Origin of the sequence: Gordonia sp. 852002-51296_SCH5728562-b (genome assembly GCF_001665475.1) — a bacterium.
Classification (GTDB): domain Bacteria; phylum Actinomycetota; class Actinomycetes; order Mycobacteriales; family Mycobacteriaceae; genus Gordonia; species Gordonia sputi.
This window is the reverse complement of record NZ_LZMI01000065.1, coordinates 37,380-49,772: the sequence shown is the minus strand read 5'-3', so window position 1 is coordinate 49,772 and position 12,393 is coordinate 37,380. Positions and strand designations below refer to the sequence as shown.

The 12,393-nt window shown below is 64.8% G+C and carries 9 protein-coding genes and 1 pseudogene; 7 read left to right on the top strand and 3 right to left on the bottom strand.

Going from position 1 to position 12,393, the window contains the following annotated elements; translation table 11 throughout:
- The first annotated feature begins 76 nt into the window (after window positions 1-76).
- A complete protein-coding gene (locus A5766_RS24710; RefSeq protein WP_064904907.1) occupies window positions 77-1,021 on the top strand; it encodes a hypothetical protein in 945 nt (314 codons plus the stop codon).
- 59 nt (window positions 1,022-1,080) lie between these two features.
- Complete coding sequence (locus tag A5766_RS12305) at window positions 1,081-1,371, top strand: hypothetical protein (protein ID WP_064862366.1); 291 nt, start codon at window positions 1,081-1,083, stop codon at window positions 1,369-1,371.
- A gap of 265 nt (window positions 1,372-1,636) precedes the next feature.
- On the opposite strand, the gene A5766_RS12300 is transcribed toward A5766_RS12305, so the two are convergent.
- Both A5766_RS12300 and A5766_RS12295 read right to left on the bottom strand, forming a co-directional pair.
- On the bottom strand, window positions 1,637-3,472 hold the full coding sequence (locus tag A5766_RS12300) for an MFS transporter (RefSeq protein WP_064862367.1): 1,836 nt from the start codon (window positions 3,470-3,472) through the stop codon (window positions 1,637-1,639).
- 95 nt (window positions 3,473-3,567) lie between these two features.
- Window positions 3,568-4,044 carry a MarR family winged helix-turn-helix transcriptional regulator gene (locus A5766_RS12295; protein ID WP_156527450.1) on the bottom strand — a complete coding sequence of 159 codons (477 nt, stop codon included), beginning with the start codon at window positions 4,042-4,044 and terminating at the stop codon, window positions 3,568-3,570.
- Window positions 4,045-4,299: 255 nt separating this feature from the next.
- Here A5766_RS12295 and A5766_RS12290 point away from each other — a divergent pair, with 255 nt between their 5' ends.
- The 4 genes and pseudogenes from A5766_RS12290 to A5766_RS12275 all read left to right on the top strand — a co-directional run bounded on the left by A5766_RS12290 (window position 4,300) and on the right by A5766_RS12275 (window position 9,087).
- On the top strand, window positions 4,300-4,956 hold the full coding sequence (locus A5766_RS12290; protein WP_064862368.1) for an SDR family oxidoreductase: 657 nt from the start codon (window positions 4,300-4,302) through the stop codon (window positions 4,954-4,956).
- A 31-nt stretch (window positions 4,957-4,987) separates the two neighbouring features.
- A pseudogene (locus A5766_RS12285) lies at window positions 4,988-6,354 on the top strand (FAD-binding oxidoreductase).
- Between the two features lie 286 nt (window positions 6,355-6,640).
- A complete protein-coding gene (locus A5766_RS12280) occupies window positions 6,641-7,600 on the top strand; it encodes an esterase/lipase family protein (RefSeq protein ID WP_231894631.1) in 960 nt (319 codons plus the stop codon).
- Window positions 7,601-7,686: 86 nt separating this feature from the next.
- Window positions 7,687-9,087, top strand: coding sequence for an MFS transporter (locus A5766_RS12275; RefSeq protein ID WP_064862370.1), 1,401 nt, complete (start codon window positions 7,687-7,689; stop codon window positions 9,085-9,087).
- 381 nt (window positions 9,088-9,468) lie between these two features.
- On the opposite strand, the gene A5766_RS12265 is transcribed toward A5766_RS12275, so the two are convergent.
- Window positions 9,469-10,086: a cysteine hydrolase gene (locus A5766_RS12265; protein ID WP_005203718.1), complete on the bottom strand. Its 618-nt coding sequence runs from the start codon at window positions 10,084-10,086 to the stop codon at window positions 9,469-9,471.
- A gap of 114 nt (window positions 10,087-10,200) precedes the next feature.
- Between A5766_RS12265 and malQ the strand changes: the two genes are divergently transcribed.
- Window positions 10,201-12,363, top strand: coding sequence for a 4-alpha-glucanotransferase (gene malQ / locus A5766_RS12260; RefSeq protein WP_064862372.1), 2,163 nt, complete (start codon window positions 10,201-10,203; stop codon window positions 12,361-12,363).
- The last annotated feature ends 30 nt before the right edge of the window (window positions 12,364-12,393 follow it).

The following is a 12,393-nucleotide window of genomic DNA, read 5'->3' as shown; positions in this document are numbered from 1 at the left end:
GGATTCGGTGAGGTGTGGGACGTCCAACTGCCGCGCGAGATGGTCACCAGGTTTGTTACGTGCGTACCATTGTCCGGTGTCCGTTGACAGCGATGCCGTACCGGTGACCCGGCTCCTCGTGCAGACCGGCCCGGATGCGCCCGACCCAGCCGTGAAGAGCGAGTCGACCACGCTCGCCGAACCGATCCACCCACCAGAGGCCGCACAGGCCTCCGAACCGACCGAGCCCGCGGACCCCGCCGAGTGCCCAGACGACTCGACGGGGATCGCTGACTCGATGGGGATAGCCGGCTCGACAGGGATTGCTGCCGGCTTTGCCGACCAGGCCGATTTCGGCGCCGTCACAGGCGAAATCGATACGCGAACGGGCGAGTTCTTCACGCGGATGAATCGTCGTGACCGGCCCGGAGCCGCGTCGACCCGTACGGGTGGACACAGCGCGCACGCTCCGCGCAGCGCCGGCGCGGCACGGCGTCGACGATCAAGCGAAGCTGCGCGGTCGGCGGCCGATGCCCCGGTGCCGATCCTCGACCGACTCACCCGCATGGCGGTCTCCGCGCATCGGGTCACTGATCCGATGTCAGTACCCGGCGAGATCACCATTGACCTCGACGACGCCTGGCAGGCCGCACAGTCGCCGGGATGTCTGCGCCTTTTCGTCGCGGGAAACGGTTGTGAAGGCACCATCGCGATCGTGCTCACCCGGTTCATCGTCGACCATCACACCGACCTCGGTGCACTTCTCGACCATGCGCCTGTCGAGGCCCGCGCCCTGCCGGACTGGGATGAAGACGACGTCGTCACCACTGCTCGGGGATTCCGGACGGAGGGGGCGTCGCTGCAGACCGGGACGTACCTCGATCTCGGCGAGCGTAGGTTCTGCGCACTGCGGTACGAGGTCTTTGCGCGCGGGAACGTCGCGTACCTGGTCCACACGACCGGCATAGTGCCGCTCCGCGAAGGGCGCGAGCTGTGTCGTGAGGTCGTCGCCGCGGTCAGCAGCGTGGGGCTCGACGACTGAGCTCGGGGTAGTCGGGGTTTCGAGGTGACGCCCGGGGTGGATCAACGAGGGGGAGAGCAATGGTGAGTCGTGCCGATCGCGTCGTCGACTTGGAGTCGGTACTCGCTGCGGAAGCCCAGTTCGTCGACGATCCGACCGACCAGGGTTGGCTGACCGCGACGGCAGCGGGTGAACGGGTCTACGTGCGGATGGGCGATTTTCCCGACGAGGATCTCTGGTCACTCTGGCTCGGCGACGGTCGGTGGATGGATTTCACCGTGCCTCCTGCTCGCTGGAACCTGCGTGTCCGCGCCGCCCGCTGGTCGGCCGACGCCCGAGAACGGCTCCCGAAGAACGAGTTCCACGACTGAGGGTGGTCTCGACAAGCTCGACCAGCGGGGGAAGCTCGAGGAGCGGCCCCCACTCCGGCCTAAATGTGTGTCGAACGTAAAGATGTGGGTGCTGCAGCACCCACATCCTCACAAACGACACACATCTACCGAGCCAGGGGCGTGGTCTCGACAAGCTCGACCAGCGGATCGGGCTCGACCAGCGGGCGTGAGCTCGATCCCTCCGGATGTGGCTCGACCAGCGGTGGTCTCGACAAGCTCGACCAGCGGACCAGCGGCGGCGGCGTCAGGAACGGCGCGACGAGTCGGGGGTCACCAGTTCGCCGGGCATCTCGCTCGCGTCGGCGGCGACGGCGGCGAGCTCTTCGCCGAGTGATTCGGCAGGCTGATGCGACTCCGCGGCGGCACCGTCGACCGTCTCGACCTTCATCGTCTTGCTGCCGGTGAACAGCGACGCGATCGCGCCGATCACGCAGCAGATCATGGCGAAGGTGAACGCCGCGGTGAGGCCGTCGGAGAACGGATCGCTGATCAGGTGCGGGAAGAAGTTGAGCCCGGTGAGGTGATCGGCGCTGGCCTGCGGAAGTGACTGCAGTGCCTGGCCCCCGACCTCCTTGATCGGGTTGTACCCGAGGAACGCGGCGAACAGAATGCCGACCGTCGGCAGGTGCGCGATTCCGTTGGCAGCTTCCGACGGCATGCCGTTGGACGTGAGTCCGCTGTACATGGCCGTCGGCAGGTGCTGGCTCAGACCCGCGATCATCAGCGAGAAGAAGAGGCCGATCGACAACACCATCGCAGCGTTCTGGAACGTCGTCATCATGCCCGCGCCGGAACCACGAGACGTGATCGGAAGGCTGTTCATGACCTCCGCTCGGTTCGGCGAGGCGAACAGGCCCATGCCGACGCCGTTGATCAGCAGGATCAGTGCGAACACCCAGTAGTCGAAGTCGACGGGGATCGCGATGAGTGCCGCGAAGGTGCCTGCAGTGATGAGCATGCCGAGCGTGGTGAACCACTTGGTGCCCAGCTTGTCGCTGAGCGCGCCCGACACCGGTGCGCTGAGGAGGAAGCCGATGGTCATCGGAACCATGTAGATACCTGCCCACAGCGGGGTGCGGCTGTAGTCGTAGCCGTGCTGCGGTAGCCAGATTCCCTGCAGCCAGATGATGAGCAGGAACTGCAGTCCACCACGACCGATCGACGCCATCAGGTTGGCGAGGTTGCCGTATGCGAAGGAGCGGTTGCGGAACAGAGAGAGTTCGAACAACGGGCTCGCGACCTTGGTCTCGATCAGCACGAAGATGGCCAGGACGATGACACCGCCGATCAGGCCGGCGAGGACCCACGGGTTCGTCCACCCCATGTTCGAGGTGCCGTAGGGCTGGATGCCGTAGGTGATGGCGATGAGGATCGCGACCAGGCCGACGGCGAAGGTGACGTTGCCCCACCAATCCATCTTGGCGTGCTTGCGGACACCGGTGTCACGCAGCTTGAGGTAGGCCCAGATGGTTCCGACGACGCCGAAGGGCACTGAGACCAGGAAGATGTAATGCCACTGAATCGGCGCGAGCAAACCGCCGACGAGCAGGCCGAGGAACGAGCCTGCGATGGCTGCGACACCGTTGATGCCCATTGCCAGACCACGCTGGTTCGGTGGGAAGGCGTCGGTGAGGATGGCCGACGAGTTGGCCATCAGGAACGCTCCTCCGACGCCCTGAATGATGCGCCAGAAGATCAGCCAGATAGCTGCCTCGCTGCCGTCGAACCAGGTGATCGCCAACAGGATCGACGAGACGGTGAAGATGGCGAAGCCCATGTTGTACATCCGGGCGCGACCGAACATGTCACCGAGTCGTCCGAAGCTCACCACCAGCACCGCGGTGACGACGAGGAATCCCATCATCATCCACAGCAGGTAGCTGGTGTTCTCGGGGAGAAGCGGATTGAGGTTGATGCCCTTGAAGATGTCAGGCAGCGCGATGAGCACGATCGATGAGTTGATGGTCGCGATCAGCATGCCGAGCGTCGTGTTCGACAGCGCTATCCACTTGTAGTGGGGATCGTGAGCGGGAGCCTGTGCCGGTTGGGCGGACCCGGCGCCGTTAACCGCAGTGGTCATGTGAATCCTTTTGCAAAGTCAGTGAACGGAGGAAGTCGTCAGTGGAGATATCTGGTGGTGGGGATGGGGGGCACTCCGCGGAGCAGGTGATGCCGTCAGGTCGAGATCTCCTCTGCCAGCGCGTCGGCGAGATCCTCGATGGCCGCGTGGACGCGCTCTCGCTGCTGAGAATCGAGCCGCTCCATCGCGGCTCCGAGTAACTGGGCTTTTTTGGTACGAGCGTGCGTGATCACATCCGCGCCTTCGGGGGTTGCCACCAGGAGACGCGCCCGACCGTCCTCGGGATCGGGTGTCCTGGTCACGTACCCGAGTTGCTCGAGGCTCGCGACGAGGCGTGAGATCGTCGGCAACGCGACCGACTCACGCTCGGCAAGTGCCGACATGCGCAGCGGGCCGTGCGCGTTGATCGTCCAGAGCGCCGATGCCGTTCCGACGCTGAGATTGCCGGTCCCACTGGTGCGAAGTGCGCGGGTGACGCGAACCAGATGATGGTGCAGCACCGCGACGTCGTTGGTGCCTGCCCCGTCGAGCGTCGTGGAGATGATTGAAGTGGAGTCGGACAGGGTGATCACCTTCTTTGTCAATCGTGCTCGATTGGTCGAACTTGTCGATAACTGTGTTGTTTTCCGGGCTACGAATGCCCTGATGACGAGAAGTCGGTCAAGGGACCCAGCCACGATCAATATAGTTGCTTGATGCTAAGTAATCGAATCGTAAACTCGGCGAAGGGTGTTCGCTCGAGGGGTGTCTGTGCTTCGGGAGGAATGAGCCGTCGGCGTCGGTACGTTGGATGTGGCGACCCATTCACCGACGAAACGAGGACTCTCATGACCCAGGTGATCATCATCGGCGGACACGGCAAGATCGCACTGCGACTGGCCAAGATCTTGAGCGACAGGGGAGACAAGGTCACCTCCGTCATTCGTAACGACGCCCAATCCGACGACGTCTCGGCGACCGGCGCGGAGCCGCTGCTCGCAGATGTGGAGAAGCTCGACACGGCCGGCCTCGCCTCGGTCCTGGCGGGACAGGACGTCGTCGTGTGGTCGGCAGGTGCTGGTGGTGGAAGTCCAGAACGCACCTACGCCGTCGACCGGGATGCGGCCATCCGGTCGATGGATGCGGCGAAAGCGGCAGGCATCGACCGATACATCATGGTTTCGTACTTCGGCGCCGGACCCGATCACGGTGTGCCGGAAGGTGATTCGTTCTACGCGTACGCGGAATCGAAGGCCGAGGCCGACGAGTATCTGAAGAAGACCGACCTGGAATGGACGATTCTCGGACCGAGTGCACTCACGGACGACCCGGGCACCGGCCGCATCGACGTCACGCACAAGGGCGACTGGACGAAGGGGCACACCAGCCGCGACAACGTCGCGCAGGTCGCGGCGGCCGTGATCGTCGAGCCGTCGACCATCGGCACGTTCATCGAGTTCAACGACGGCTCCACGCCGATCGCGGAGGCCATCAAGCCAGCATAATCGGGTGGTGACCCCTGACCTCGGTGATCCAGTGAGTGGCAGACTCAACGCCCTCGGCAGACTCGGCGACATCGTCGGGTCGTCGCACGTCCTCAGCGACGCCGATGCGATGGCGGGTTACCTCACCGACTGGACAGGTCGCTGGACCGGCAGCGCCGTCGCGGTTGTCAGACCCCGCACCACCGAGGAGGTGTCCGCGGTCGTCGGGCTGTGCACCGACGAAGGTATCGCGATCTGTCCGCAGGGCGGCAATACCGGGCTTGTCGGCGGGTCGATCCCGCCCGCCGATGCCTCGACTCCGGCGATTGTGCTGTCGACCACACGTATGACCGACATCGACGAGATCGACACGGTCGGTCGCAGCGTCGGCGTGCAGGCAGGGGTGACGCTTGCGGCACTCGATGCGCGGGCGTCGAGTGTGGGTCTCCGGTTCGGCGTCGATCTCGCGTCGCGCGAGTCGGCAACGCTCGGCGGAATGGTGGCGACCAACGCGGGCGGCACCCGAATGATCCGGCATGGCAACACCCGCAGTCAGCTACTCGGGATCGAGGCCGTGCGCGCAGATGGACAGGTCCTGCGCCGCTGGCGCAGTCTCGTGAAAGACAATGTGGGATACGACATTCCGGGCCTGCTCGCGGGGAGCGAGGGAACCCTGGCCGTTATCACGCGCGTGCTCGTCCGCCTGGTTCCGACGACCGGAGCGACCGTCGTATTCATCGCTGCGATCGACGACGTATCGGTTGCACTCGCGCTGATCGACGCCGTATCCGATGCCGGCCTGACTACAGAGGCCGCGGAAATCATGACCCAGGCGGGCGTCGACCTGGTGCACGAGCACGGAGTCCGACGGCCGTGTCGACTCCCGCGCAGTTCTATGTCCTCCTGGAGGTCTCGGGTCCGCACGACGCGGAAGACGTTGTGCTGCAAGTGCTCGACGGTCAGTCGGGCGTCGTCGACGCGGTCGTGGAACCGGGTCCTTCGCGCGATCTGTGGCTCGTACGTGAGAGTCATACCGAATCCATTGCGCGGTCGACGACGACGCCGGTGGTCAAGCTCGACGTCTCGGTTCCGCTGCGGGAATTGCCGGTGGCCTTCGATGAGCTCGCTGCCATCGCTGATGACGATTGTCGGCCAATCCTTTTCGGGCACGTGGGCGACGGGAACATCCACGTGAACCTGCTCGACGTCGCCGAGAAATCGGTGGAATCGTTGAGTGACAAGGTGTTTCGAATCGTCTCCGCCCACGGCGGCAGCATCAGCGCGGAACACGGAATCGGCCGCGCGAAAGTCGCCTGGACCGGGCTTGGCCGATCGGCAGTCGACCTCGACACGATGAGGGCGATCAAGGCTGCGCTCGATCCGTCGGGGCTTCTCAACCCGGGAGTTCTCTTCGGGTAGCGACCGCATCGCGGTGTTCTGAAATGCCTGATCTTTTGAATTGCCCCTGCCACGAATTGCCCGCATTAGCGCCGACCACCTCGAACAGGCGATGCGAGCGGCGACACACTCGGTTGAGCAACTACTGACCGACCACATGACCGGTCTTGCGCCCCCATTGGCCCCTATGCTCAATCGCGAATTTATGATCAAAACCAGTCAATTCACGGGGGAATCAGTGCTGCGCAACGGATTTCGTATTTGTCCGATTCGTTCACGTCGCATCGGGTCGACGGTCGTCACGGCAGTGTCTGCGGCGCTCCTGGCCGCAGCGCTTCTCGCGCCGACGGCGGATGCGGCGACAAGCGTCGGTGCAGACCCCGTGGGTAGCGGTCCCGTACAGTCCAACTTCCGCGCGGCGGCACGATTCTCGAATCCCGAAGCGAATCCACCGGGCGCAAACAACTGGGCCTGTCGACCATCTGCTGCCCATCCGCGTCCCGTCGTTCTGGTGCATGGAACCTGGGAATCGGCGTATCAGACTTGGGCAGGCTTTGCGCCGGTGCTTGCGAGGCACGGATTCTGTGTCTTCGCACCGAACCTGGGAATACTGTCTGCGACCGATGGTGGCGGAATACCCGCACGGCAGCACGGCGGCGAGTACGGCGCGGGCCACGTCGACGAGTCGTCGGCACAGCTTGGTGCGTTCGTTGATCGGGTGCTGCGGGCGACCGGTGCGCGCCAGGTCGATCTCGTCGGCCACTCTCAGGGCGGTGTCATCGCGCGCGGCTACCTGAAGTTCCACGGTGGTGCGGATGCGTCGAATCCTCAGCGCAACAAGGTGTCTCACGTGGTGACAATGGTCGCGACCAATCATGGTACGACGATGAACGGATTGGTCGGTCTCGAGAACGATCTCCGGGCAGTGAGCATCGACATGAGCTCCGAGGTTGGCGCAGCGTCGGGCCCCGCCGGTGCGGATCAAGAGGTGGGGTCGGCGTTCATCACTCGACTCAACCGCGGTGGTGACACTCTGCCGGGAATCGGCTACACGGTGCTCACCACTATCTACGACGAGGTCTCCACGCCGTACACGGCTTCGTTTCTGACGGCTGGTCCCGGTGCCCGCGTCGAGAACATCGTGATCCAGAACGGCTGCGCCGACGACCACACCGAGCACACCGACTTCACCTACTCGCCACGAGCGCAGTCCCTGGCGCTGCGGGGCCTCGGCGCCGACGCCCCGGTGGTGTGCGTCGCACGGTGACGGCCGGTGGGGATCACACTTAGTTGAGATCACCGTGATTCATGGTCTGGGCTCATCGGCGTGGTGGTGCGTAGCGTCGAATAACCGTGACTGCGACTCCCACGACCGCATCTGATCCGCTCGCCGGATCGCCGAACGCCGCGAGCACGCCGAACGCCGCGAGCACGCCGACCGCTGCAAGCGCGGAGCCGCGGACAGACGAGACCGACGGCGAGCGGCGTCGGCGGTTGCGGACCGTCGCGGTGGCGAGTCTGCTCGGGACGACCGTCGAGTGGTACGACTTCTTTCTGTACGCGACCGCGGCGAGTCTTGTCTTCAACACGGTGTTCTTCCCGCACCAGAGCGGATTCGTCGGCACTCTGCTCACGTTCGCGACCTTCGCCGTGGGGTTCGTGGTGCGTCCGATCGGCGGCGTCGTGTTCGGTCACATCGGTGACCGGATCGGCCGGAAGAAGACGCTGGCGTTGACGATGGTGATGATGGGCCTCGCGACCGCACTGATGGGCGTGCTGCCGACGGCCGCGCAGGTCGGGATCGTCGCACCGATCCTGCTCCTGGTACTCCGCGTCGTGCAGGGGTTCGCGCTCGGCGGGGAGTGGGCGGGTGCGGTCCTGCTCGCCGTCGAGCACAGTCCGCGGGGGCGTCGAGGCTTCTTCGGTTCGATTCCGCAGATCGGTCTGGCGCTCGGCCTCGCACTGGGCACGGCGATGTTCGCGCTGTTGCAGGTGGTTTTCGACGACGACGCGTTCCTCGCCTACGGATGGCGCATCGCCTTCCTCGGCAGCATCGTGTTGGTCGTCATCGGGTTCGTGGTGCGCCTGAAGGTCGACGAGACGCCCGCCTTCCGGGAGGTCGACAAACTCTCCCAGAAATCGTCTGCGCCACTCAAGGAGGTGGTGCGTCGACCGTATACGCGCAACACCGTGCTCGGGCTGCTCGCTCGCTGGGGTGAAGGGTCGGCGTTCAACACCTGGGGTGTGTTCGCGATCGCCTATGCGACAACACAACTCGTTCTGCCCAAGGTCTCGGTGCTGATCTCGGTGACAATCGCCTCGCTGGTGATGGCCGTGCTGCTACCGGTGTCGGGCGTGCTCACCGACCGGTTCGGCCCCAAGCGCGTGTACCTGGCGGGCATGATCGCCTACTCGCTTGCGGTGTACCCGGTGTTCGCGCTCTTCGGCACCGCCGACCTCATCTGGTTCACCGTGGGACTCGTGGCGGTGTTCGGCGTGGTGCACGCCCTGTTCTATGGCGCGCAGGGCACGCTGTTCGCGAGCCTGTATCCGACGCCGGTCCGCTACACCGGGCTGTCGGTGGTGTATCAGTTCTCCGGCATCTACGCGTCGGGTCTCACGCCGCTCATCTTGACCGCGCTGCTCGGCGCGGCGGGTGGCACGCCGTGGCTGGCCGCGGGCTACCTGGTGCTGACCGGACTGATCAGCGTCGTCGCCACCTCGCTGATCCGCCGCAGCGACCAGTTCTTCTAGGAGATCATCGAGCGCGCGCAGTCGTCGCGTGGTGATTGGGGTGTTGTGCGCGGGAGACGACAGGGAATGGCGCGGGTGTTCGAGGTGGTTGGCAGTGTCGTGCAGAACGTTTCCGACACGGCCAGTGACGCAGAGATGTCGCTGCTGCCGCTTCTCGACCAACGAGTGAGCGCATCGAACTTCGACGGGGCGTACGAGATCCTGCCGCACACTATGAGGCAACACCATGTCGGCGATAGGTCGGGTTGCCCGCGGCGTCGATCCACGTATCAATGCCGCCGGTGGCGCGACCTCGGCATCGGACCGCCGCTCGCCGTCTGACATCACGTTCGCACGGCATCACGCGGGCGTGGACGGGCGGGTGTGAGGCCCGGCCGGCACCTACAGCGCCGCGAGAACCTCCGACGATTCGACGGGCAGCGAGAACATCGGATAGTCGAACGAGATGGCGTTTTCGTGTTCGGCCGGCGACGTCGCGGCGGTGCAGTCGGTCAGCGTGATGACGCGGTAGCCGTTCTCGTAGCCTGATCGCATCGTCGACTCGACGCAGCAGTTGGTGAGGAATCCGGCGAGGATGATCGTCTCGATTCCCTTGCTGCGCAGAATGAAATCGATGTTGGTGCTCGCGAAGGTGTCGAGGCCGCGCTTGCCCTCGATGAGGATGTCGCCCTCCGTCGGGGTGAGATCGTCGACGATCGCGGCACCCCACGTGCCCTTCACGAAGGCGTTGCCGTCGACGACGCCCTTGAGGATTCCGTACGGGTGTCGGGTCAGTTCGCCGTAGCCCGGCGCGAAGGTGATGGGTGCGTGCATGATCGTCACGCCTGCGGCGCGGGCCTTGTCGACGAGTGTGACGGTGTTGGACAGCATCCCCGTCGAGTCCATGACCTCGGCGACGGCGTCGTGCAGAACGCCTCCGTCGCTGGTGAACTCGTTCTGGTACTCGATGAGAACCAGTGCGGTGGTTGCTGGGTCGAGGGTGAGCGTGTCGTCGGCCATGAATACTCCCAGTGTGCAGTGATCGGGGTCACAAGAATTCAACTGCGTGCTGGGTCGTCGCGCAAGGTTGTCGGTGAGCGCGCGTCCCCGCCGAATCGGTGAGACGATGCAGACGTGACGACCGATCAGGTGAGTGACCGGCTGGCCGAGCTCGCACAGCGCTGCGGAGTGAGTATCGGCTACACCGGTTGGGATCAGGAGTATCACGAGGTATCGCGGGACACGCTGGTTGCGGTGCTCGCATCGCTCGACGTCGCGGCAGGCACCGACGTCGAGATCGAGCAGTCCCTGGCAGAACTCGACGTCGCCCCGTGGCGGTCCTTCCTGCCCCCGGTCACCGTTGTCACCGAGGGTGATGACACGACATTTGCTGTGCACGTTCCGCACGGCGATCCGGTTGCGGTCTGCATCCGAACGGAATCGGGGGACACGCTCACGCCGACACAGCTCGACGTATGGATTCAACCGCGGGACGTCGATGGTGTGCTCACCGGGCGGGCGACGTTCGCGTTGCCGTCGGATCTGCCGCAGGGCTATCACGAGATCGTCGCGGCCAATCCGGCGCGCGACGTCAACGCGACTGCACCCTTGATCGTCACACCACGTCGGCTCTCGACCGCAGACGACCTGCTCGGCGCGCAACAGTGGGGGCTGGCACTGCAGCTGTACTCGGTGCGTTCGGCGTCGTCGTGGGGGGTCGGCGACTTTGCCGACCTCGCCCAGGTATGCGAGGTCGCGGGCAGTGTCTACGGCGCCGACTTCGTGCAGGTCAATCCGATGCATGCCGCGTCACCACGCCCACCTGTCGAGGCATCGCCATACCTGCCTGCGACGCGTCGTTTCGTCAATCCGCTCTACATCAGGATCGAGGAGATTCCCGAGACCGACGATCTGCCGAAGGCGCAACGCAAGTGGATCAAGGGACTGCAGAAAGAGTTCTTCACCGACGACCTCGATCCGTCGAGAATCAAGCGCAATAAGTCATACCGGGCAAAGCTCGACGTGCTCGAACTCGTCCACGACGTTCCGCGCAGTAAGCGTCGAGATCACGCCTTTCTGCGGTTCCGAAAGCGAGAGGGCAAGGGGCTCAAGGGTTTCGCTACGTGGTGTGTTCTCGTAGAACGGTTCGGAAGTGATGAGACCGCCTGGCCGGACAAGGCTTCTGATCCGCGATACCTCAAGCGAATTCGCCGTCGGTACAGCGATCGCGTCGACTTCTACATGTGGTTGCAGTGGATCTGCGACGAGCAGCTGGCCGCGGCCCAACACGCGGCGACGTCGTCGGGTATGAGTATCGGGATCATCACCGATCTGGCCGTCGGCGTCGATCGACACGGGGCCGATGCCTGGATGCTCGGTGACGTGCTGGCGTCCGGCGCGACCGTCGGCGCGCCGCCCGACGGGTTCAATCAGCAGGGGCAGGGCTGGAATCAGCCGCCCTGGCATCCCGGCCGACTCGCGGCGGCAGGCTATGAGCCGTATCGCGACATGCTGCGGACAGTTCTGCGGCATGCAGGTGGCCTCCGCGTCGACCACATTCTCGGGCTCTTCCGGCTGTGGTGGATTCCCGACGGTATGGGTCCCGCGGGCGGCACGTATGTCCGCTACGACCACGACGCACTGCTAGGCATCCTGGCACTCGAGGCGCAGCGGGCAGGTGCGGTGGTGATCGGTGAGGATCTCGGAGTCTTCGAGCCGACGGTGCAGACCGCGCTGGCGCAACGCGGAATCCTCGGGACGTCGATCCTGTGGTTCGAGCACGGCCCATACGCACCCATCCCGCCGGAGGAGTACCGAGAACTATGCCTCACCTCGGTGACCACGCATGACCTGCCGCCGACGCTGGGCTACCTCGCAGGCGAGCACATCGATCTACGCGCTGAGCTCGGATTGCTCGAGACGTCGGAGTCGGAGGAACGCGCCCGTGACGCGCGCGACCGCGACGCCATCCTCGACCTCGCTCGTGCACGCGGGCTGCTCGATCCGGACACCGCGCTGACGAGTGCTGAGACCGTGGAAGCGCTGTATCGGCTCATCGCGGCAAGCCCGTCGGTGCTGCTCGGAGTGGCGCTCGTCGACGCCGTCGGGGAGCGTCGGATTCAGAACCAACCGGGCACCGACAGCGAGCAATACCCCAACTGGTGCATCCCCCTCGCAGACGAGGACGGGACCGTCGTGCTTGTCGAGGATCTCGCCAGTAGTCGTCGGTTCGCCGACCTCGTCGCGGCCCTGGTGGGAGAGGGCGTCGGCGCGCATCGGCGCTCGTTGCCCGAGTAGTGACCGGCCGAGGTCTGACTTACCGGGATC

What these genes read in the sequence shown, in the direction of transcription:
- A5766_RS12305 (WP_064862366.1), top strand. Translation starts at nt 1,081, where the DNA reads ATGGTGAGTCGTGCCGATCGCGTCGTCGACTTGGAGTCGGTACTCGCT.
- A5766_RS12300 (WP_064862367.1), bottom strand. Translation starts at nt 3,472, where the DNA reads ATGACCACTGCGGTTAACGGCGCCGGGTCCGCCCAACCGGCACAGGCT.
- A5766_RS12290 (WP_064862368.1), top strand. Translation starts at nt 4,300, where the DNA reads ATGACCCAGGTGATCATCATCGGCGGACACGGCAAGATCGCACTGCGA.
- A5766_RS12265 (WP_005203718.1), bottom strand. Translation starts at nt 10,086, where the DNA reads ATGGCCGACGACACGCTCACCCTCGACCCAGCAACCACCGCACTGGTT.